This is a genomic window from Photobacterium carnosum, from assembly GCF_021236965.1.
GTDB classification, from domain to species: domain Bacteria; phylum Pseudomonadota; class Gammaproteobacteria; order Enterobacterales; family Vibrionaceae; genus Photobacterium; species Photobacterium carnosum.
Map to the genome: position 1 here is coordinate 108,970 of NZ_WMDN01000001.1, position 23,975 is coordinate 132,944.

Consider the following 23,975-nt stretch of genomic DNA (forward strand, 5'->3'; position numbering starts at 1 on the left):
TTATCAAATAGTTTACTAGCGCTAACTCGAATTTTTACGTTAGAAATGCTAGAATCGCCGCCCTTGTTCGTAATAGATACCATCATGCACGCATCTGATCATCATTTTACTCGCTTCATTGCCGCTATTGATACGCTACCGCTACCTGAGCGTTTTACGTTTCCATTTTGCTACACACCTCATCCATTATGTGTGTTAGCGGCTCAAGAATTACAACAACATATCGCTACTCAACATCACTGGCAACATAATTTTGGGTTAGGCAATGATGATGCGATTGGTCATATGTTTGGGGTTTTATTAGTTCAAAACCAGCAAGGCGAAATGGGTTATTTATCTGCATTTTCAGAAAAAATAGCCAATCAAACACACCTGCCCCATTTTGTTCCTCCAGTATTTGATGATCGAAACATCGATCCTGCAATCAAGGCTCAACAAGCTTTGATTGATGAAGTTATTATTAAAATAACCGCGATTGAATCCAAGCCAAGCTACATTCAATTACAACATCAATATCAGGTCGCTCAAGATCACGCTGAATTAGCCTCTGAATCATTTCGCTTACAGATGATAGAACAGCGCAAACAACGTAAATTACAACGAGTAACGGCTGAGAAAAGTAACAATAGCGAATTTATGACCCAAGAATTCCATCGTTTAGCCCGTGAAAGTGCATTTGATAAGCATCAACAAAAAGCCATTCGCCAACAGTGGACACAAACACTCAGTGAGATTAGCGATAAATTACAAGCTGATACCGCTACACTTACCCTTCTAAAAGCAGAATATGAAACCTTAACGGCATTATTACAACAACACCGTTACGCACAATATCAATTCTTAAATCAAGAAGGTAAAACAAAAGATCTCAATGCGTTGTTTAGAGATCAAACGCCACCACAAGGTGCTGGCGATTGTGCAGCAGTCAAATTGCTACAGTATGCTTTTAAGCAACATTTAACACCGTTAGCGATGGCTAAATTTTGGTGGGGAGCCTCTCCTGCTGCACAAATTCGCAAACATAAATACTTTTATGAAGCCTGCAAAAACAAATGCGAACCGATTCTTCAACATATGTTGGCAGGACTAGATATTGATGCTAATCCGCTCTTACAAAACCCAGCCGAAGGCAAAGAGCTAGAGATTGTATATCAAGACGATGCAATGGTGGTTATCAATAAACCGGCAGAGTTTCTTTCAGTTCCTGGAAAAACCATCACCGATTCAGTTTATAGCCGCATGCAAACGATGTTCCCTAACAGTAATAGCCCTTTAATTGTCCACCGTTTAGATATGGCGACATCAGGCCTAATTGTAATTGCATTAACTAAAGACGCCCATAAAGCACTACAACAACAGTTTATTAACCGTACCGCAGAAAAGCGTTATGTGGCTCTACTCGATGGTATCGTAGAACAAGATTGCGGTGAGATTAACTTACCGATGCGGGTTGATTTAGACGATCGTCCACGCCAATTAGTCTGCTATGAATACGGTAAACCCGCACTCACAAAATGGCAGGTTCTCGAACGTAAAGATGGTAAAACCAAGGTTTATTATTACCCTAAAACAGGCCGTACTCACCAGTTACGTATTCATTCAGCTCATAAAAATGGCATGAATATGCCGATTGTCGGTGATGATTTATACGGTCAAAAAGCAAACCGCTTGCATCTACACGCGCAATATCTTGGCCTAACCCACCCCGTTACTGGCGAGCCAATGATCTTTGAAGTCGATGCTGATTTTTAAGATCACACGATAACAAGATGTTTTAAATATATTAACGCGACTATCATTTAAATATCCTATAAAAAATCCGAGAATATAAATATTCTCGGATTTTTAAATATAGACTAATTAAAACAACTTAATCCTAATACTCTTGTTTAATGACTCTAGAATTAACCTTTTACACCACCAGAAGTTAATCCACCGACAAGGAACTTTTGTGAAAGTAAAAATACAATCGTAATAGGTAATGCAGAAAGTACTGCAGCTGCCGCGAAATCACCCCATAAGTAGTTTTGAGGATATAAGTATTGCTGCATGCCAACTGCCAAGGTGTAATTATTCACATCCGATAATAACGTTGATGCGACAGGTACTTCTGTTACAACACCAATAAACGAAAGAATAAAGACAACCGCGAGAATTGGTACTGATAATGGTAATAATACTAATCTAAATGCTTGCCATGGTGTTGCACCATCTAATGCTGCCGCTTCTTCTAATGAGCGATCGATAGTTTCAAAGTAACCTTTAATCGTCCAAACATGTAAAGCGATACCGCCTAAATAAGCAAATATTAATCCACCATGTGTATTTAAACCAAGGAATGGAATGTATTGTCCTAATCGATCAAACAATGCATACAACGCCACCAATGCCAATACTGCAGGGAACATTTGGAAGACCATCATTCCCTTTAAAATGTTTTCTTTACCTTTAAAGCGTAATCGAGCAAAGGCATAAGCACTGGTTGTCGACATTGCAACAATTAACACTGATGTTATCGTTGCAACCTTAATCGTGTTCCATAACCATAATAATACTGGAAATGGAGGTGGCGTTACCGAACCATCAGCATTCTCAACCGCAAAGCCTAATGCTAATTTCCAATGATCTAATGTTGGATTACTAGGAATTAATTCTCCCCCGGAAAAATTACCTTCACGAAACGAGATTGCAATAATCATTAATAACGGAAAAATAGTAATTGCTAAAAAAAACCATAACACTGCATGGGTTGCCCATAACCGATATTTTAATGATTTAGGTTGAACTATTGCCATGACCGACTCCTTAGTCCTGTGATAACTTAGTGAATTTCAAATTCAGTAATGCCATACCCGCTACCATTACGAAAATAATTGTTGCAATTGCACTAGCCAAACCAAAGTCTTGACCACCACCACCTTCAAAAGCAATACGATAAGTATAACTTACTAATAAATCAGTAGAACCTGCGGGTTCTGAAGTATTAATCATATTTGGACCACCACCAGTTAATAACTGAATCATCACAAAGTTATTAAAGTTAAAAGCAAATGCTGCAATTAATAATGGTGTTAACGGCTTAATCATTGATGGTACAGTGATCTTCATAAAGTTCTGAATAGGACCGGCCCCATCGATAGCTGAAGCTTCATATAAATCATCAGGTATTGATTTTAATAAACCCATACACAAAATCATCATATAAGGGAAACCTAACCAGGTATTAACAATAACAATCATCATCCGTGCTAATACTGGGTCAGAAAACCATGCTGGTTTAATTCCAAAAATAGAACTTAACAGCATATTTATCTCACCAAAACTTTGATTAAATAAACCTTTAAATATTAATATAGAAATAAACGAAGGCACAGCATAAGGTAATATCAATAATATACGGTAAAAACCACTTCCTTTTAATGGTTCCCATTGTACGATACATGCTAAGACCATACCTAAAATAAGCGTTAAAGAAACAGCTAAGAATGCAAATACAATCGTCCAAATAAAGATTCCAATGAATGGTTCTTTAATACCATCATCTTGGATTACACGTTTAAAGTTATCGATACCAACATCAACGACAAATCCTGGAGAAATGGACTCACCAATGAAGTTTCCTTTACTATCAACTGGTTGATAAAAACCCGTTTCCATATTTGGTTTATAAAACTGATCGGTTTGATTATTCAGTAATGTAACGTTATCAGGTTGCTTGGTAAATAATGGATAATCAGAAGCGAATTTTCGTAACCCGCTCATTCGAATATCTTTACCATTAGGTAACTCTAACCTTAATTTTGATATTTGGTTTCGATTTTTAACAATATCTTTAATAGGTAATTTTTTACCAAAAGCTTGAGCAATTGCATCTAATTTAATAGCAACAGGATAAGATTCATCATAATTTTTTATCGGGGTTGTATTACCAAAAGCTTCAGCTACTGGTTTTAATTTTACCGATTTGTTATTGAAATCAATTAATCCTGTAGCTAATAATTTACCATCATCATTAATAATAATTTGATAACCATTATCTGCTTTATATAAATTGAACTTATAGTTTTTCCCTGATTGAAATGTACGCTGCTCTAATATTGACTGCGTTCGTTCCAATGTTAATTGGTTGGTTGCACTATAATTAGTAAACGCTAAACTTACGGTATATAACAATGGAAAGATAATAAATACAATCATCCCTGCAATACCTGGATAGATATAACGCTGGGCATATGTTTTACTACTACCAAAAATATAAATCGCTAATCCGGTAAGTACTACGGTTAATAATGCAAAAGCGATTTCACCTTGCGCATACATTAAAATTGTTGCGTAGCCATTTACCAAGGCAATCAAACCTAAAATAAACCACTTAATTTCTTTCTTATATTTAAATGTTTTATTTTTTGATTCAAATAGCTCAAGATCTTGAACCGATTCCATATCAATATCCTGCATTCAGATAAAATAAAGGGGAATCACTTCCCCTAAAAAATAAATTACTTAAGTATCTGTTTTTCGCCTGCGTCTAAAGCTTCTTTAATACTTTGACGACCATCAACAACATTTTGAATCGCATTACCTTCTGCATACCAGAAAGCAGTCATTTGAGGAATATTAGGCATAATGTCGCCTTGCTCTGCATTCTTCATGGTAGCGGCAATACGACTATCTTTACCAATTTTTGCTTGGTACGATTTTAGAGCAACAGCACCAAGTGGCTTATCATGATCAACTTTGGCTAAACCTTCATCGGTTAATAGGTAATTTTCAAGGAATTCAATCGCTAAATCTTTATTTGGTGACGCGGTACTAATACCAGCGGTTAATACACCAACAAAAGATTTTGAAGGATGACCATTGAACATGGGTAATATTGCTACGCCATAATCAATACCTGATTTATCAATATTCGTCCATGACCATGGGCCATTGATTGTCATTGCAACATTACCCTTATTAAATTCAGCTTCTGAAATGCTGTAATCCATATCTGGTGATATTACTTTTTGATCAACTAATGACTTAATAAAAGCCATACTACGTTTCGCGCCAGCATTATTAATACCAACATCTTTTGCATCATAACCATCAGCTGTTTTCTTAAAAGCGTAACCGCCATCAGCAGATAAAAGAGGCCATGTAAAATACGGTTCACGTAAATTCCACATGATCGCTTTTTTACCTTCTTTGGCTAATTTTTTATCTATAGCTGCCATTTCTTCCCAATTTTTAGGTGGGTTTGGCACAAGCTTTTTATTATAAATTAAAGAAAGAGATTCAACCGCAATTGGGTAACCATAATATTTACCGTTAGACTTTACAGCGTCCCACGTAAAATCAGAAAACTGCTGTTTAAATTCAGCTGATGGCTTAATTTCTTGTAACAAACCAGATTGAGCATAACCACCAAAACGGTCATGAGCCCACATAACAATATCAGGACCATCACCAGATGCAGCAACTTGAGGGAATTTATCGGCAAGATTATCAGGAAATGCGACCGTTACTTTAACGCCGGTATCTTCTTCAAACTTCTTACCAACTTCAGCAAGACCATTATAACCTTTATCACCATTCACCCAAATTGTCAGTTGCCCTTCTTCAATAGCTGCTGAAACATGAAATGAACTTAACGCCGCAATGGTACATAAAGCAACTGTAGAGAGTACCTTAGTCATTATCTAACATCCTTCATTATTGTTATTGAACTTATAACGTCATGCAAAGGTCATAACGTTTTTCTAAGCCTATTTTCTAGTGTTAATGACAAAGATACATCCTCCTACACTCTACGCCCCCGCTCACCTCTATTCAAAAATGTGATCTCAACCAAATTTGAACGTGAGCCATATCGCAAAAAAACATCAATATGTGATGACATGCACAGGTTAAAACCGTAAATAATCCGTTTTACTTCATTATTATTAAAACAGTCATCTGCATACTCCTCCCCTATCATCCCCCTTTATAAAGGCATAAGGAGGAGGATGTAATCAACACCCACTATCACGTAAACTCAATCATATTAAAGCTAGCTTTTGTTTAAATAACAAAAATATTAGTCGGTTATAACCAATAGAGGAATAGGCACAATGACGAGTGTCACTTTACGAAATGTATGTAAAGCATATGGAGATAACTTAATTTCCAAGAACGTTGACCTAGAAATTAAAGATGGCGAATTTGTTGTCTTTGTTGGTCCGTCAGGTTGTGGTAAGTCAACGTTACTACGCTGTATTGCTGGATTAGAAGATATTACATCTGGAGATTTATTTATTGGTGATAAACGAATGAATGATGTTCCACCAGCACAACGTGGTGTCGGTATGGTATTTCAATCATACGCACTTTATCCACACTTAAATCTGTATGACAATATGTCATTCGGCTTAAAGTTAGCGAAAGCAAGTAAAGACGAAATTAAGCGTCGCGTATCTAAAGTCGCAGATATATTACAATTAACACCCTTACTTGATCGTAAACCTAAAGCACTGTCTGGTGGGCAACGTCAACGTGTCGCTATTGGCCGTACATTGGTCTCTCAACCTGCGATCTTCTTACTTGATGAACCCTTATCTAACCTTGATGCAGCTTTGCGTGTACAAATGCGGATTGAAATCGCTAAATTACATAAACAACTGGGTTGCACCATGATTTATGTTACTCACGATCAAATTGAAGCAATGACAATGGCTGAAAAGATCGTCGTACTAGATGGCGGTAATGTCTCACAAGTTGGTAAACCATTAGAGCTCTATCATTATCCTCAAAACCGTTTCGTGGCGAGTTTTATTGGCTCACCAAAAATGAATTTTATGAGCGTAACTGCGATTGAAGCAGAAAAAGATCAAGTTAAAGTAAAAATGGATAATGGCACTTCATTTTGGATCCCCGTTGATGGTACGGCGGTTATTCCCAATACACGTATGTCATTAGGTATCCGTCCTGAGCACCTTATTCATTGTGAACATAGTGATATTTGTATTGAGGGTATAGTACAAGTTGTTGAAAAATTAGGTTATGAAACACAAGCTTACATTAGTCTAAATGATATTGATGCTGAATTTGTATCTCGTCATAGTGACACTTTAGATATTAATGCAGGTGATAGTTTCCGAGTGGGTATTCCACCACACCGCTGTCACCTATTCCATAATGATGGTAAAGCATGTCGTCGTTTATACCAGGAAGTTGGATCTTAATCTTCCATTAATACGATAAACTAAAAAACTCACGTCATCATACAATGAAGTGAGTTTTTTTATTATTGTGGTTTATGAATCTGTATTAATCGATGCGAGTCGTTCAACCTGTTGTTGTAACCAATGCTGTGTTTGTAGTGCTTGAGGCTTAATTTTTAAATCTGGTTGCGCAAATGAAAGACGACCAATTAATACTTGATAGCTTGATTGAATGTGTTCTATTTTATATTCAACACCATCGATAAATAATTGTGCTGAATATGGATTAAATCTCAATTCCATCGTTTTGTTACTTATGGGTAATATTGTTTGATACTTCGATTTATCGTCAGCCGTAAGCTTTAATACTAAAGATAAATTATTCTGCTCTAGCATCGTTAATATATAACATTGTTCCCCTTTTGCGTTACGTTTAAAATCAATCAATAAACGATTGTTAACTGCAACGTCAACTTCTGCATGAAATTTATTCCATTCACTGGGTAAAGAAGGAGAAAGAGTAATAATACCTTCAATTAAATTAGGCTGATAACCTAAATAATCTTGAAAGCCATTTCTTGTAAACTCTGAAACAGACCACGCTTGAGCGTATGTTCCTGATAATGTTACATTCTGATTGTCACCAAGAAACGCATCAACATTTTCACTCATTGTGCCTCGATGGCCTTGATATAAAATTTGATCGACTAAATTTTTAGTTAATGAGTAAGCAAAATCGTCATAACCATATAATGTCAATGCCGTAACAGTAAAGCCTGCATTCCACCCCCAAATAGTCCCATTATGATAAGCGGCATCTTTATGATAGTGCGGTTGGTTATCATGATAAGGATGAAACTGCGGATCATATTGTGATAATGAGGTTATTCCCCAAGGAAAAAGTAACTCAGAAACGGTATTCGATACAACATAAGCCCCTATTTCACGATCAATAAAATCTTGCTCATAAGGAACGGTTATTGCCATCAACTGATTTGGCCTAACCTTCATATCTCGCTGGCCATTTGCTTTTATACAATCTGCTAACTGATGAGATGATGATACCCAAAAAAGTGGCGTAAAATTCTGCTTTACTGCATCAGCTAATTGTTGATAATGCTGCTTACTGTCAACATCACCCGTAATATCAGCTAATTTTATCGCAACTTGCAGACTGGTATACCATAATGCTTGAATATCATTCGCACGATTACCACGGGCTGACCAAGGATAAAGACCGAATAACTTTGCATCCATCCATGTGTCAGGATCGCGATGAGTCATTAGGCATTTATCATCTAGATAATATTTTTCGACGCCAGCAATATACGTTTGCACCACTGGATAAATTGTTATAGCAAAATCCCTATCACCACTATAACGAAGATAATCCCATATCTCTCTAATCATCCACGGTGTTCCATCCGTCGTATTATAAATCATGTCATCAAATGACGTTACACGATTAGGAATACGACCATAATGGCAATGATTAGGATCGGTCATTTGCCATTGTGAAAAACGACTGATAATGTTTTTCGCTTCATCCATGAATCCGTTAACTAATGAGATGCCAGACAGTGCGATAAATGTATCACGCCCCCAGCAATCTTTAAACCAAGGTAAACCTGCCCATATTCCATGACCATATTCTGTCGATACAAAAACTCTACCAGATAATTTTGACCACATTAATGCTCGGTTATATTCAAGATCTGACGTCCAAAGATAAGTATTTGTAAGCACATCATAAACTGCTTGTTTATGTTGGGTTGTGCCATCTTGGGCAAGCATACGATTAGCCGCAGATATAGCGTCAGCTTCGCTATCAGCCAAAGTAATATAGACTGTTATTTGTGACTCTAAATATTGAGAGCTAATAATAGGCGTTACTTGTCGTCTATCAAATAAAGCGGTTTCAATTAACTCAGGGGATTGTGAATCATCAGGCTCTTCAAAAACAAAGGATTTATTAGCACATATAGCAATAAATTTTGGCATTATTTCTTGAGAATCATCAGGTGACACTCTATAAACGACGCCATGATTAAACGTCTTAACAACGGATTCAGACAACATAATATTTAACTGAGGGGCAATAGATAATATTGCTGGATATTCTGATTCAATAGATAAAGCGATACAACGTTGTTGAGATTTAGCGCCAGAAAACAGCATTAATGTATCATTACAATTATTATTAATTTCAGTATCGTAATAATGTGTAACACCGTAAGGAAAAATATCAGCATTTATATTTACTGTTTTATTATTTATTTTTTTATTGATAAATGAAGCAAATCCCCCTACTATCCACCCTTGTTTATGGTTATATTTTCCTCCGATAAATGAATGTGTATGACCTTCATAATATCCGTCAATATTATCACCAAAAACGAAAGGACAAGCTGTTTTGTTATTAATTGCAAGTTCTGAAAACAATACTTTTGAAGGTAATACCCATCGTCCTTTTTCTTTAATTTCTTTATTATCAGCATTAATAGAAAAAGATTCTAAAATCAAGTCTCGAGATAATTCACTTCTTATTTTGTCACTTAGTGAACACTTAATTTCAAGAGAAAAAATATTATCAATAACGGTTATTTCAAAACAGTAACAGGCAAGATTTTCAATATTCACTATAATATCATTGCCAATTCCTTTCGCTGATAGTAAATGAATTGGCTCATCTAACTTACACTCAACCTCTTTTATAGTATCAGCAGTAAAACTGAATGCATCCGAACCGTTAAGATCTGATATTTTAAAACGATATTTTAATGGTGATAACACTAAAAATGCTTGATAAATGCCCTTATTTATCTTTTTAAACCGTGTATCATTACCCCAACCATTAAATGTTCCCTTTAAATAAAGATCGTTATTTAATAAAAAACTCATCTATTTATTTCCTATACAAAAACACTCCAAAAATAGAGATCCTTTGAAGTGTTTAATGTTATTAATGTTGGCTTATATTATCGAATTTGTTTTGCCGCAGTATCTAATGCATCTTTAACAGTTTGCTTACCTAATAAGGCATTTTCAATTGCAGCCCCTTCAGCAAACCAATAGCCTGTCATTTCAGGTATATTAGGCATGATTTCACCATTTTCAGCATTAATCATCGCAGCTGCAATTCGACTATCTTTTTCTAATATTTTTTGATATGACTTTAACGTTACGGCACCCAACGGTTTATCATTATTAATCATTTCTAAGCCATTATCAGTAATGACATAGTTTTCTAAAAATTCAACCGCAAGATCTTTATTTGGGCTTGCAGAATTTATACCCGCACTTAAAACACCCACAAAGGGATTTGATTTACCACCGTTTAAGGTTGGTAATACAGCGACACCATAATTTACATTTGATTTATCAAGATTACTCCATGACCAAGGTCCATTAATCGTCATTGCAACATTGCCTTTATTAAATTCAGACTCTGCCACGGCATAATCCATATCCGCGCTGATTACACCTTTTTTTGCTAACTCCACTAAAAAAGATAACCCCGCAATACCCGCGGCATTATTAACACCAATTTGAGTACTATCGAAACCGGTTGATGTTTTTTTAAAAGCATAGCCACCATTGGCTGATATTATCGGCCATGTAAAGTATGCATTTTTTACATCCCACATTATGGCTTTCTTACCTTTTTTAGCCATTTGTTGTTGGATACTATAAAGTTCTTCCCAAGTGGTGGGCGGCTCTGGTAATAAATCTTTATTATAAATCAGAGAGGGAGATTCCAATGCAATAGGATATCCGACGAGCTTGCCGTCATAAGTAACAGCATCCCAACTGAAATCAACAATTTTATCTTTAAATTCTTTTGATGGTTTAATTTCAATTAATAGTCCTGATTTTGCATAACCACCAAAGCGATCATGTGCCCAAAAAATAATATCAGGCCCTCCACCAGTAGCTGCAACTTGAGAATATTTCGATTCTAATGATTCAGGGTATTGAACATTCACTTTAATCCCTGTGTCTTGTTCAAACTGCTTACCAACCTTAGCCAAGCCGTCATAACCTTTATCGCCATTGATCCATACTGTTAACTCTCCTTCTTGCATCGAAAAAGCGGTCACTGGCGATAAAAACACACTAGTTAATACCGTACAAACTAATGACTTAGTAAAAATTTTCATTATCTACATCCTTATGGTTATTGAATATATATAATGTTTCTTTTTATGGTTTATAATTACATCATCCTTAGTTCTACGCCCCTCAATTTTTATTCATCTAATGTGATAGATAGCACTATTTTTAGCCACATTACTCTTTCTTATTGACTCAAAATTGAAGAACATAACAATCAAGCTTATCTAATAATATTATTATTTCCCCTTTACCATCTTTAACTAAAAGTTGAACTTTACGGGTTGGTTCTAGTACATCACTTAATAAGTAATGACCATCATTAAGAGACCACTGATTAATTAATTCAGCAGGAATGAGTAACGTATTTAATTCACTCTTCTTATTTTCAAAATTAACAATTGTGATTATTTTCTCGGTTAAACTATAACGACTAAATGCAAATAATTTATCCGTATAATTAGCATTTATCTGCCGATTATAACCTTGTAGATCATAATACTCTCCCATCACTGCTTTACTATTTTTCGCGAAATTCAAAAGTCGCTGATAAAATAAACGTAACTGTTTTTCCGATTGCGTTAATAACCCACCATCAAATTTACCATTATTCATCCAACGTTGATGATGAGGCACACCAAAATAATCAAAGATGGTTGTTCGTGATGCTAAACCAAAACCGGCATCGTCAGCAGCAGGCTCTCCAACTTCTTGACCAAAATATAGCATTGTCGGTGAACTGCTTAATAATGTTGCAACAACCATTGCAGGTTTACCCTTTTCAGCAAAACCTGCAAAATCAGCACTTGGTATACGTTGTTCGTCATGATTTTCTAGGAAATTTAACATCTGATGTTCTATATCTGCGAGATCAGATTGTACATTTACTAAGGCATCGGTTGTTTCTGTGCCTCGAATAATTGCTTTTAACGTATCATAGAGGTCAATTTTATTATAAAGATAATCCATTTTACCTAACTGTATATAATCTCTATATAACTGAGGCTGATAGACTTCAGCCATTAAAAATGCATCTGGATTTTTATTTTTAATCGCTGAATTTAAGAAACTCCACAATTCAACCGGAACCATTTCAGCCATATCATATCGAAAACCATCAACACCTAATGCTAGCCAATACATCGTAATATCATGAAATTTTAACCATGAATCAGGAACATCTTTATGCTTCCAGAACAAATAATGAGCTTCATGGCTATACTGAGAATACACCGTTGGTAAACAAGCAAAATCTTTGCTTCCATCAGGACGGACACCATAATTAATTTTTGCAGTTTCGTACCAATCATCACAAGTAGGCTGTGCTAATCGAGAGCCATTCCCTGTCCATTTAGCAGGAAACTCAACAAAAGGAGTCAATAATAAGGGGGATTTTTCACCCGCAAGAGGCAAAGAAAAACGATCAAACTCGGGTAAGTAAAAGCTGGTATGTGGAATATAATAAAAATTATTATCGCGATGATATTCCAGGGTTATATCATCATTAGAACCAAAATCTTTAATCAATTTTGGATTAGTTAATCCCTGATATTCTCTAGCAACATGATTAGGAACGATATCAATGATAACTTTCAATCCATGTTGATGACTGCGTTCAATCAATGCAATAAACTCATTTAATCGTTGTGCTGGCTCTATCGCAAGATCAGGGTTCACATTGTAATAATCTTTCACCGCATAAGGCGAACCCGCTCGCCCCTTCACAACAGCAGGATGATCACTAACAATACCATATTGAGTATAATCCCCCACCAATGCATGATGAGGTACTCCGGTATACCAAATATGAGTGACACCAAGGTTTTTAATTTCAGCGAGAGCTTTATCTGTAAAATCAGAAAATTTTCCAACACCATTTTCTTTACACGTTCCCCATGGCTTATTGGTCGTATTTTTATTACCAAACAACCGCGTAAAAACCTGATAAACAATCGCTTTATTCTTTAACTGTGTCATTAAACATCCTTGTAAGCCTTTGCATTTACATTACAACACTTTATTTAACTAACTCAACAAACACTGTTTCAGCAGATGCAGAACCTGCACGTTTGGCCTCATTCAATAACTGCAGCGCTTTTTTAATATTTTTATATTTAATTGCACTGGTTATTTGTTGATTATAAAATGCTTCTGTTTCTGGCAGCATGGTACTGTTTGAAACATCAACCGCTGAAACGGGTACTTTTGCTACGGCTTTAGGCATTACAGACGAATCAGCAATTAATGTTTGCCCTTGTGGTACTAATACAAGAGATGATACTTGGTAACTTTTTAATTGTGTTGGCTTAAATGCTAAGTGTAATTGCCCCGTTAATGCATACTCTATTTTAGGATCAGTGACAATAGGACGCGGTAAGCCTAATTCTTCAGCACGCACGCGCTCAGGATGTGGAATGGTTATCGATTCACCTCGATACTTCTCAGGCGAATACACGACCATATAAGGGGTATTCTTTGCTGTCATCGTAAAAGTATGTTGATATGCCGCACGCTGTAATAAATGAGATGATGTTAACGAAAACTTATTTAAATCAATTATTTTTACTGGTTGAAAGTCTGCATTTAACAGCATAACTGTCGGAGCGAATACGTGATCACCGCGAATAAAACTATCTAATGTGACTTGCATTTTTTCAACATGACCGGGTAAAGAAAACCCTGAAAAATAGCTTTTACCATCAGGAAATTGACCAATTTGTGATTGAGCATTAATCGCGACAGAGATATCTGCACCTTGTAACGGTATCCATGAAAATTGAGAATAAGATGTACAACAAGCAGCTTGATTAATCATTGGTGGTATTGTATTCGTCGATACTGCATCGGTATTACTACATCCCATAATACTCAATAGAGCCATAATTAAAACAGTACGTTTTTTTATAATTTTCATATTGTTATCTCCTTGTTATAAAGACAAAAGGCAGCAATTAAGCTGCCTTTAATAAACATATTGTCTTAGAACCAAATTTCAGCTTGGATACCAAACACAACTTGATCTTTCTTATTGGCGTCAGTAATACCGATAGCACCCGCAGCTGCTTCATCAGAGGTGCTAACCCATGTGATGTAAGGTTTAATTTGTGGACGTCCAAAGTAATCAGCATTAACAGTAAAGACAGGTGCAAGCTCTAAGCTATAGAAATTAGTGGCATTATCTTCACGACCCCAATGATTACCATTCACTTTTTCCATCGCATATGAACCCGTCATTTCAACACGGAAATTATTATTTACTTTATAAGTAGGACGGAATGCCGCAATAAAGCGAGTCACTTTATCTTTACCATCAGAAGTCGCCCCCCACTTCATATCTTGTGGTGCCCAGTACGTTAATTCAGAGCCCATCTGCCAGCGATCATTAATATTTAATACACCGTATGATGTTGCAAACCAGGATTTGGAATTTTTCTGCCAATCACCACTCCACTGACCAAAGTTCACACCACGGTTAGACGCCATACCATGACCGTAAGCCAATGCTGTTTGTGTCCAGCCATCTAAGCCGTAGTAATCACGGTTATAAGTAACGGCAAAACCATAACCATCTTTAGCTTGATCACCTGTCAGTTTCTCATCTGCGCGTTTCATGATTTTAGCGTCAAAATCAAAACTACCGCCTAATGCTTTGACATTGTAATAATACAAATTTAATGAATGCACTGTTGTACGATCACCATCAGCAGGACGTGCAGGTTGAAAATCTGGATTTTCCCAGTTAATTCCATGCCCTGCTTCTGGATCAGCAGAGACTAAAGCGATACCCATTTTATTTTCATTGGCTAACGTAGTTTCAAAACCAGCCCCCATTCCTGATGATTGCTTCCAAAACTCACCCGTTAAAATACCAGCCGCACGATTAAAGTAACGACGACCAGCCCAGATTTCAGTACCTTCACCTAAATAAGGTAAATTAGATAAAGCAACGTAAGCTTCTTTAACTTCAAATTGAGCTACTGTATTGGTTTTTTCTGCACCTGGCGAACTGTAATAGTAAGAATCTCCGTTACCGTACTCAGCACGAACAACAAAATCACTCTTAACTCCATTTGAAAATGCTGTTTTCTTTTTAACAGTCAATTCAACTTGGTTAGCACTCTTACCCGACGTGCCAGCTGTTCGATAATCAGGTTTACCGAGTTCAGAGTCAAATGATTGAAAATCAGAATTTGAACGGTAGTTCATTGAACCATAACCATGCACTTCCCAACCATCTGTCAACATTTCAACCGCTGCCTGTGAATCAACCGGTTGAGTCTCTGCTGCAATAACATCAGCATCAACATTATTAGAATCTTGTGTATCTGCAGCAAAAACAGTAGTCGACGTAAGTGCGGCTAATAAAGCTGCTGCGATTGGCATCAATGTGAATTTCATCCATCTGTCCCTTTATGTTTGTAATAATAGGCAGGTGCTGTAGGGCAACCTTTAGGCCTAGTATTCCCTAGAACCATGGACGTAAACATCCTCCTCTTTTAATTATTTATAAGGGTGACATTTAGGGCGTAGAAATATTTCACTTCAATTAGTTGGTGATATTCATCACATTAATGAGGATGATAAGAAATATAAAATTTAGTAGTAAAATAGAAAACAACAATATATATACGAAAAAAATCAGAGATAATTAAATGAAAAAAAAACAAGGCTCGCCATTCCCTTTAGGGGCAACATTATATAATGATGGCTGTAATTTCGCCATTCATAGCCCAGATAAAATTATTTCATTAATTATATTCACGAACGATAATGACTCTTATGAATATAGTTTAAATACTGATGATCAAATTATATATTATCTCTTTATTCCAAATATAAAATCAGCCACAAAATATGGCTATAAAATTACCAACGATAATGGCAATAATCGTCTATTACTCGATCCCTATGCCCATAAACTGAGTAAACCGTTAGAATATCATTACCCTTTAGATGCAGAACAAAGCTGGACACTCTCAAAATCAGTGGTTGTCGATCATGCTTTTGATTGGGAAGACGACACTCCCCCTAATCATCCTATCGAAAAAACAATACTGTTTGAATTACACGCCAAAGGATTTACTCAACAACACCCGACTATTGCTCCCTCTTATCAAGGAAACTATTTAGGATTGTGTCAACCTGATATTATTGATTTTTTCAAACAACAATCTATTACTAGCATTCAATTATTACCCATCATTTCATTTGTCACTGAACCACACTTAATTGAAAATAACTTAACCAATTTTTGGGGTTATAACAGTGTCTGTTTTATGGCCCCTCATCCAAATTATGCAAAAAATGATGCCGTAAAAGAACTTAAACTTATGGTTAAAGAATTGCATCGGCATGATATTGAGGTAATTTTAGATGTGGTCTTTAATCATACGGCAGAAGGTGATAATAATGGCCCATGCTTCCACCTAAAAGCGCTTGATCATGATTATTATCTCCGAAATGAACATGACCAATGTATGAATTATACCGGCTGTGGTAATACGCTTAATTTAACGCACCAAGCAAGCCTTACTCTAGTGCTAGATAGCCTACGTCATTGGGTTAAAGAATATCATATCGATGGTTTTAGATTCGATCTTGCTACAACACTTGGGCGAGATCATGAGAATTTCTCTGCGCACAATGCATTCTTTATGGCTGTCGCTCAAGACCCTATTTTACAAAAGGTAAAACTTATCGCTGAACCTTGGGATATTGGACCTAATGGGTATCAATTAGGAAACTATCCGGATAATTGGCATGAATGTAATGATAAATTCCGAGATATAACAAAAAATTATTGGTTACAACAACCGAATATAGCCAAAAATTTCGCAACACGTCTAATGGGCTCAAGAGATCTATTCAGTGCCAGTCGTTGGCCCCAAAAATTACCTGTTAATTTTATTAGTTACCATGATGGCTTTACGCTTCAAGATCTCGTTTCTTATAACGAAAAACACAATGAAGCTAATGGTGAAAATAATCGTGATGGGCATAGCGATAACCGTTCTAATAATCATGGTATCGAAGGCGAAACAAATAACACTGCTATTTTATTATTACGTGATCAACAAAAACGCAATTTAATGGTATCGCTTTTATTTAGTTTTGGTATTCCTCATTTACTTGCTGTCGATAGTTTATCACATAGCCAACAAGGTAATAATAATGCGTACTGTCAAGATACTCCTATTGGTTGGGCTAATTGGAAATTATCAAAGATAGATACCGCTTTTCAGCAATGGTTAACTGATATTATATCTATCCGTCAGCAACTCATGCCTGATGTTATTCGTGCATTCAGTAATGAAAATAGAACAAAAAATACTATTACTTGGTCAGATGCTAATGGTATACAAATCACGTCTCAGCAATGGGTAGATATCGATCATTTTTCCTTACATATTGATTTATTCAATAATCATGGCGAATTACTCTATTTAATTAACGGAACAAATAATCCACTAACCTTTATTTTACCCAAAGATAATAAATGGAATATAGTTTGTGACACCAGTACCCAGAATATAATTATCGAAGATATTAATGTTTCTTATCTTCAACCTGCACATTCTATGTCTATCTTATATCGCTCAAATTAAATTAATAAATAAATAAATAAAAAATGCCGACGTAATCAAGGTCGGCATTTTTATAACTACTTATCGATTAACTAAACGGTTAACTAAACAATTAACGCAGCAAAGGATTCATAAGGTTGTAATAACAGTTTATTAGTAAACTGCACATGTGGCTCATAGTTATTAATTAACGTTTCTAAGCCGCAATGCGCTAAAGCGTCAGGTAAAATAATCTCTACGGTCTGATCACTAAAGTTATTCATTACGACTATTTGCTGATGATCGTCTTCTCGTATGTAAGCAAAGACTTGCTCATGCTGCTCTAATAGTGGTACAAACCGCCCCCCCACAATCAACGGAAATGCTCGTCGCAATTCAATAAGCCGTTGATAATGATAAAAGATAGACTGCGTGTCATGCAGTGCCGCATCCACATTGATTTCTGGATAATTAGGGTTTACCTTAATCCACGGTTGTGACGTTGAAAAACCCGCATAATCTGAACTATCCCATTGCATTGGAGTACGGGCATTATCGCGGCTATTTTCATGCACAGCGGCTAGCATCGTTTCTTCAGACACACCATTTGCAGTGCGCTCGTGATAAAAATTCAAGGTTTCAATATCGCGATAATCATCAATAGAATCAAACGCAACATTGGTCATACCAATTTCTTCACCTTGATAAATATAAGGTGTACCCTTCATAAAATGTAACGTTGTTGCCAACATTTTTGCAGATTTAACCCGATATTGCCCTTCATCACCATATTTTGACACAATGCGAGGTAAGTCATGGTTATTCCAAAACAGAGAATTCCAACCTTCATTCTCTAATTCAACCTGCCATTTGGTTAACACTTGCTTTAATGCTGGCAGATTAAAATCAATAGGTTGCCACTTGTCACCATTTCCCCACGTTAATGTAATATGCTCAAATTGAAATACCATGGATAATTCATTTCGTTGCTCAGCACTAAATAGTTTTGCAATTTCAGGCGTTGCTCCCCATGTTTCACCTACCGTTAATAACGATTTATCACCAAAAGTAGACTGACTCATTTTCTGCAATAATGGGTGCAAGTTAGGACCATTACCTGTAATACCTTTATCGACTTCTTTACCAATTAAATCAATAACATCTAATCTAAAGCCACCAATGCCTTTATCTATCCACCAATTCATCATATCAAATACCGCTTGATGAACCGCAGGGGTTTCCCAATTCAGATCTGGCTGACGCTTTGAGAATAAATGATAATAATACTCGCCTGATGGCTCATCGTATTGCCAAGCACTGCCACCAAAGAGTGAGCCTTGATCATCAGGGGGTGTACCATCTGCATTAGGTTTTCGCCATACGTAATAATCTCGATATGGATTATCAATCGATGATTGAGCAGCAACAAACCATGGATGTTCATCTGAAGTATGGTTGACCACCAAATCCATGATGATTCGAATTCCTCGATATTTGGCTTCATCTAACAACTGCAGCATATCAGCCATAGTGCCAAATTCAGGCGCAATATCTTGATAATCAGAGATATCATAGCCGTTATCATCCATTGGTGAACGATAAACAGGCGATAACCAAATCACATTAATCCCTAAGTTTTGTAAATAATCTAACTTAGAAATAATGCCCTGAAGATCACCGATACCGTCATTATTTGAATCACAAAAACTACGGGGATATATTTGATAAACAACGGCATCATGCCACCAATTTGTTAATATACTCATGATTGTCACTTCCTATCACTGTATCCGTTATGCTGGATTAGGTATGAATCGATAAAATACGGTTGCTAATGGTGGTATAACCATCGAGATTGAATCAGAGAGACCATGACTGCCTTTTGCTTCAGTTTTAATTGTTGTAATCAGTGAATAATCACTGCCACAATATAAAGCATCATCAGTATTTAATATCAGTTCATATGTCCCCTCTAACGGTACACCAATTCGATATTGTTCTCTTGGAACCGGTGTAAAATTAGACGCAACCAATACCTTATTTCCGACAATATCAAAACGTTCATGCACTAATAAACTGTCGTCAGCCGCATCACCAATTCGCCATTCAAACCCAGAAGGATCACAATCTAATTGGTATAGCGCAGGGTAAGAGCAATACATATGATTTAAATCTTTAACTAACTGCTTCATCCCCTGATGACGTGCAAATTGCAGTAAGAACCATTGCAATTGATCATCATGATTCCATTCAGCCGTTTGACCAATTTCCGTTCCCATGAAATTTAATTTTTTGCCAGGCTGACCGTACATATAGCCTAAATATGCCCGTAAATTTGCCGTTTGTTGCCACTCATCACCCGGCATTTTATTCATTAATGAACCTTTACCGTAAACCACTTCATCATGTGAGAGTGATAAAATATAGTTCTCACTAAAGGCATAAAGTAACGGCATCGTAATGGTATTATGATGATAACAACGATAAATAGATTCTTCTTTTATATAAGCTAAACTGTCATGCATCCAGCCCATATTCCATTTAAACCCAAAACCTAAGCCACCTAAATTTGTTGGCTTAGAGACGCCAGGAAAAGCGGTAGATTCTTCAGCGATCATCATCGCATTAGGGTAATGGGCATAAATTTTTTCATTGATCCAACGTAATAAACTAATGGCATCATAATTATAATTACCGCCATCAGCATTAGGGATCCACTCGCCGTCATTACGGGAATAATCTAAATACAACATCGATGCCACAGCATCAACACGTAAGCCATCAATATGGAAATGCTCAAACCAAAATAACGCATTTGAAACTAAAAATTGACGCACATGATCACGCCCATAATCATAAATGTAGCTTTTCCAATCTTGGTGCCAACCTCGACGAGGATCGGGGTCGTTATAAAGTGCAGTACCATCAAAGTTAGCAAGGCCATGCTCATCGGCCGGAAAATGGGCAGGAACCCAATCCAACACAACACCCAGCCCTGCTTGATGGCATTGATCAATGAAATATTTAAAATCATCAGGCGAACCAAATCGGCTTGTTGGTGCAAATAAACCAATCGGTTGATAGCCCCATGAACCATAAAATGGATGCTCGGAAACCGGCATTAACTCTAGATGGGTATACCCCATTTCAGTTATATATGGGATCAATGTTTCAGCCAATTCACGGTAGGTGTAAAAATCACCATTCTCGTGACGTCGCCAAGAGCCGATATGCAACTCATAAAAAGACAATGGTTGCTGATGTTTTGCGGTTACTGGCCGTGTTTGCCATTTCTCATCTTGCCATTGATAACAAGATTGTTGATAGGTTAATGAACAAAACGACGGATACTGCTCGGCATAATATCCCCAAGGATCCGTCTTATCTGGCAATTGATTACCATACTGATCGCTTAATTGATATTTATAGCGTTCACCGGCTTTTAGATTAGGGATGAATATTCCCCATAAGCCACTGTCAATATTAGGCTGCTGCAATCGTGTTAATTGGCACTCTTTAGCATGCCAACCATTAAAATCACCAATAACAGCAACAGTGGATGCATGAGGGGCATACACTAAAAAACGAACACCAGAAACAAGTGCACCATCAATCGTAACGTCACGAAATTGAGCCCCCATTTCGTTACACATCGCAGCAGGATCACGTAATAACGCTGCGCAAGGTAATAAAGTTACTATTTGATTTAAATCACAGTAAGCAGCCCTTTCGAGCTGCTGTAAATTATCACTGTGAGAAGTCACAGATAAATTCATATAATCCGTTACCTTAATCTGCTTTATGACTAGCTTTCTCGCGAGCTTGATTTAAACGCTGAGTTAACCGTTTAATCGTATCTCGAGTGAAAATATCGTCTAAATTTGTTGATAACTTACGACGCCAGTTTGGATATTCATTGACCGTACCAGGAATATTGACAGGCTTATCCATTTCTAACCAATCTTCTAATTGCAAGCTTAATAATGCACTAGAACTTCCCGCTAAATGAACTTGCATAGCCTCACTTAATACACGATCCATCGGAACATAAGCTGCATCTAAACCAACACCTTCAGGTAAATTCCCATGCCAATTAAGACTATTTAGAATATTTTGCTTACTCTCTGCACGAGAATTAAATAACTGGGCTAATTGGTCACTGTTTGGATAAAGTCCAAGTTCTTTACCCATTTTAAGATCATCACAATGCCAAAAGCCCCGAAGCGTTGGCATATCATGAGTGCACAGTGCAGCCATTGATTGCGGTGCATAATGTTCTGGTGAATAAAAACCCCCATCTTCGGCGGTTTCAAAGAAAAAGACTTTATAAGAATGAACACCTGCGGTAGCCAGTTTTTCAATGATTTCATCAGGTACCGTACCTAAATCTTCACCGATAACAGTACATTGGTGGCGGTGACTTTCTAGTGCAAGAATTGCCATCATGTCATCAACAGGGTAATACATATAAGCGCCCTGTTGAGCTGTTTCGCCTTTAGGGATCCACCATAACCGTAATAAACCTAAAACGTGATCAATACGCAATGCCCCACAATTACGCATATTTGCACGTAATAAATTAATAAAAGGCAGATAAGCAGTTTGCTTTAACACTTCAGGGTTTAATGGTGGAAGTCCCCAGTTTTGACCTAGAGGACCTAAAATATCAGGTGGCGCGCCAATACTAACATCTTGACATAACGCACCATGATCCGCCCACGTCTCAGCGCCAGAATCACAGACACCAACAGCTAAATCACGGTACAAACCAAGGACCATTTCTTTTTCATTGGCTAATTCATGTACTTCAGCTAGTTGTATATCAGCTAACCATTGCAGGTACATATATAATTCAACTTGCTCATATTCTTGAGCAATAAAATCTTGTACTGCTTGATTGCCAAAATGACGATATTGCTGAGGGAAAACAGGCCATCCCCATACATCATCGTTCTCTTGCTTTAAATGAGCATGTAATGCATCGAACGTTGCTTGATGTAATAAGCTCTCACCACCGTCAGAAACAAACTGTAAAAATTGCTTTGATCTTGCGGTATGTTTATCAAGATGACGGGTAGCAAATGTTTGATATAACAGCGGTAATACAGCCATTTTTAATGATGACACTTCGCTGTAATTTACCCAACAAGTATCACGAACTGCACTTAATCGTTGTTGAAATTCTGCACTGCCCACTAACTGCTGAGCTTTATCATTTTGAGCAAATTCAGCCACTGAGCTAACATCAATATAAAGCAGATTTAACCAACGACGAGATGACGGACTATATGGACTTGCACCCTCTGGATTAGCTGGAAAAAGAGAATGTATTGGATTTAAACCAACAAAATCCCCGCCAGCATTAGCTACATCAATAACCAATTGTTTTAGGTCACCAAAATCACCAATACCCCAGTTATGACTAGTGCGAATAGAATATAGTTGAACGCTAGTTCCCCATATTTTTTTATCATCTAATAACGGTTGTTGTTTATAGCAAGTTGTCGGTGCAACAATAAGCGTCATTAAATACGGTGATTTACGACGTTTACGCATTAATTCAAACTGGTGATAACCACAGGCTAATTCAGGTAGTGAAAATGTTAATGTGCCACCTTCAGAGCGCATATCACTCACTAATTGCGACTGTAACCAACCTTCAAAAACTTCACCGCTTTCTGCGATTAAACGCCAACTAAAATCGCTCACTCTAGCGCTAGCACCTAATTGCAACTCAATGTGGATAGCCTCACCACTACGAACAACTTTTACATCAGCTAAAACTTCAACGCGATTATGTTTACCACTTGACTCTAATAGCACTTCATCATTACGCACGTCATATCCTAACGCGGTTAATAAATGACGTAACGTTTCGTCTGCAACTGGGGTTTCCTCCCCCCAAGCACTAATATAACTATCAGCAATTCCCGCAGCTTTTGCCACTTGTTTTAATACTTGGCTATCTTTCATTGTTTTCTCCATAAGCGGCAATTACTTCCACTACGATGCGATTTGTTATGATCAAATTATTAAAAATTTAATCAACTAAAAATAAAGAATATAAAATAATAAAAAAAATAATTAGCATTGATGCCAAATCTGGCATCAATGC

The 23,975-nt window shown here is 36.8% G+C and carries 14 protein-coding genes; 3 read left to right on the forward strand and 11 right to left on the reverse strand.

Annotation, left to right across the window (positions count from 1 at the left end; all coding sequences use genetic code 11):
• The first annotated feature begins 84 nt into the window (after window positions 1-84).
• Window positions 85-1,752: an RluA family pseudouridine synthase gene (locus GLP24_RS00540; RefSeq protein ID WP_232615353.1), complete on the forward strand. Its 1,668-nt coding sequence runs from the start codon at window positions 85-87 to the stop codon at window positions 1,750-1,752.
• Window positions 1,753-1,904: 152 nt separating this feature from the next.
• Here GLP24_RS00540 and malG read toward each other — a convergent pair whose 3' ends face one another.
• The 3 genes from malG to malE (GLP24_RS00555) are packed head-to-tail and all read right to left on the reverse strand — an operon-like array spanning window position 1,905 to window position 5,681.
• Window positions 1,905-2,795, reverse strand: a complete 891-nt coding sequence (gene malG, locus GLP24_RS00545) for a maltose ABC transporter permease MalG (protein ID WP_101769091.1) — start codon at window positions 2,793-2,795, stop codon at window positions 1,905-1,907.
• Window positions 2,796-2,805: 10 nt separating this feature from the next.
• On the reverse strand, window positions 2,806-4,443 hold the full coding sequence (gene malF / locus GLP24_RS00550; protein WP_101769090.1) for a maltose ABC transporter permease MalF: 1,638 nt from the start codon (window positions 4,441-4,443) through the stop codon (window positions 2,806-2,808).
• 56 nt (window positions 4,444-4,499) lie between these two features.
• Window positions 4,500-5,681 (reverse strand): maltose/maltodextrin ABC transporter substrate-binding protein MalE, encoded by a 1,182-nt coding sequence (gene malE, locus GLP24_RS00555; RefSeq protein ID WP_152653621.1) that lies wholly within the window; start codon window positions 5,679-5,681, stop codon window positions 4,500-4,502.
• A gap of 414 nt (window positions 5,682-6,095) precedes the next feature.
• Here malE (GLP24_RS00555) and malK point away from each other — a divergent pair, with 414 nt between their 5' ends.
• Window positions 6,096-7,205 carry a maltose/maltodextrin ABC transporter ATP-binding protein MalK gene (gene malK, locus GLP24_RS00560; RefSeq protein WP_101770055.1) on the forward strand — a complete coding sequence of 370 codons (1,110 nt, stop codon included), beginning with the start codon at window positions 6,096-6,098 and terminating at the stop codon, window positions 7,203-7,205.
• 72 nt (window positions 7,206-7,277) lie between these two features.
• On the opposite strand, the gene GLP24_RS00565 is transcribed toward malK, so the two are convergent.
• The 5 genes from GLP24_RS00565 to GLP24_RS00585 all read right to left on the reverse strand — a co-directional run bounded on the left by GLP24_RS00565 (window position 7,278) and on the right by GLP24_RS00585 (window position 15,695).
• Complete coding sequence (locus tag GLP24_RS00565; protein WP_232615354.1) at window positions 7,278-10,085, reverse strand: amylo-alpha-1,6-glucosidase; 2,808 nt, start codon at window positions 10,083-10,085, stop codon at window positions 7,278-7,280.
• 77 nt (window positions 10,086-10,162) lie between these two features.
• Window positions 10,163-11,344, reverse strand: a complete 1,182-nt coding sequence (gene malE, locus GLP24_RS00570; protein WP_152653619.1) for a maltose/maltodextrin ABC transporter substrate-binding protein MalE — start codon at window positions 11,342-11,344, stop codon at window positions 10,163-10,165.
• Between the two features lie 148 nt (window positions 11,345-11,492).
• Window positions 11,493-13,274, reverse strand: a complete 1,782-nt coding sequence (locus GLP24_RS00575; protein ID WP_232615355.1) for an alpha-amylase family protein — start codon at window positions 13,272-13,274, stop codon at window positions 11,493-11,495.
• A 40-nt stretch (window positions 13,275-13,314) separates the two neighbouring features.
• Window positions 13,315-14,211, reverse strand: a complete 897-nt coding sequence (locus tag GLP24_RS00580) for a MalM family protein (RefSeq protein WP_232615356.1) — start codon at window positions 14,209-14,211, stop codon at window positions 13,315-13,317.
• A gap of 65 nt (window positions 14,212-14,276) precedes the next feature.
• Window positions 14,277-15,695 (reverse strand): carbohydrate porin, encoded by a 1,419-nt coding sequence (locus GLP24_RS00585; protein WP_232615357.1) that lies wholly within the window; start codon window positions 15,693-15,695, stop codon window positions 14,277-14,279.
• A gap of 254 nt (window positions 15,696-15,949) precedes the next feature.
• Between GLP24_RS00585 and glgX the strand changes: the two genes are divergently transcribed.
• Window positions 15,950-17,902, forward strand: a complete 1,953-nt coding sequence (gene glgX / locus GLP24_RS00590) for a glycogen debranching protein GlgX (RefSeq protein WP_232574608.1) — start codon at window positions 15,950-15,952, stop codon at window positions 17,900-17,902.
• Window positions 17,903-17,985: 83 nt separating this feature from the next.
• Here the strand turns inward: glgX and GLP24_RS00595 are convergent, their stop codons facing one another.
• From GLP24_RS00595 to malQ, 3 genes are read right to left on the reverse strand one after another with little or no spacing between them, the layout of a single operon-like run.
• Complete coding sequence (locus GLP24_RS00595) at window positions 17,986-19,620, reverse strand: glycoside hydrolase family 13 protein (RefSeq protein ID WP_232615449.1); 1,635 nt, start codon at window positions 19,618-19,620, stop codon at window positions 17,986-17,988.
• A 33-nt stretch (window positions 19,621-19,653) separates the two neighbouring features.
• Complete coding sequence (gene glgB, locus GLP24_RS00600; protein ID WP_232615358.1) at window positions 19,654-21,636, reverse strand: 1,4-alpha-glucan branching protein GlgB; 1,983 nt, start codon at window positions 21,634-21,636, stop codon at window positions 19,654-19,656.
• 13 nt (window positions 21,637-21,649) lie between these two features.
• Window positions 21,650-23,833, reverse strand: a complete 2,184-nt coding sequence (malQ, locus tag GLP24_RS00605; RefSeq protein WP_232615359.1) for a 4-alpha-glucanotransferase — start codon at window positions 23,831-23,833, stop codon at window positions 21,650-21,652.
• Between the last annotated feature and the right edge of the window lie 142 nt (window positions 23,834-23,975).

Coding starts and splice junctions, on each gene's coding strand:
- GLP24_RS00540 (WP_232615353.1), top strand. CDS start 85: ATGCACGCATCTGATCATCATTTTACTCGCTTCATTGCCGCTATTGAT.
- malG (WP_101769091.1), bottom strand. CDS start 2,795: ATGGCAATAGTTCAACCTAAATCATTAAAATATCGGTTATGGGCAACC.
- malF (WP_101769090.1), bottom strand. CDS start 4,443: ATGGAATCGGTTCAAGATCTTGAGCTATTTGAATCAAAAAATAAAACA.
- malE (WP_152653621.1), bottom strand. CDS start 5,681: ATGACTAAGGTACTCTCTACAGTTGCTTTATGTACCATTGCGGCGTTA.
- malK (WP_101770055.1), top strand. CDS start 6,096: ATGACGAGTGTCACTTTACGAAATGTATGTAAAGCATATGGAGATAAC.
- GLP24_RS00565 (WP_232615354.1), bottom strand. CDS start 10,085: ATGAGTTTTTTATTAAATAACGATCTTTATTTAAAGGGAACATTTAAT.
- malE (WP_152653619.1), bottom strand. CDS start 11,344: ATGAAAATTTTTACTAAGTCATTAGTTTGTACGGTATTAACTAGTGTG.
- GLP24_RS00575 (WP_232615355.1), bottom strand. CDS start 13,274: ATGACACAGTTAAAGAATAAAGCGATTGTTTATCAGGTTTTTACGCGG.
- GLP24_RS00580 (WP_232615356.1), bottom strand. CDS start 14,211: ATGAAAATTATAAAAAAACGTACTGTTTTAATTATGGCTCTATTGAGT.
- GLP24_RS00585 (WP_232615357.1), bottom strand. CDS start 15,695: ATGAAATTCACATTGATGCCAATCGCAGCAGCTTTATTAGCCGCACTT.
- glgX (WP_232574608.1), top strand. CDS start 15,950: ATGAAAAAAAAACAAGGCTCGCCATTCCCTTTAGGGGCAACATTATAT.
- glgB (WP_232615358.1), bottom strand. CDS start 21,636: ATGAATTTATCTGTGACTTCTCACAGTGATAATTTACAGCAGCTCGAA.
- malQ (WP_232615359.1), bottom strand. CDS start 23,833: ATGAAAGATAGCCAAGTATTAAAACAAGTGGCAAAAGCTGCGGGAATT.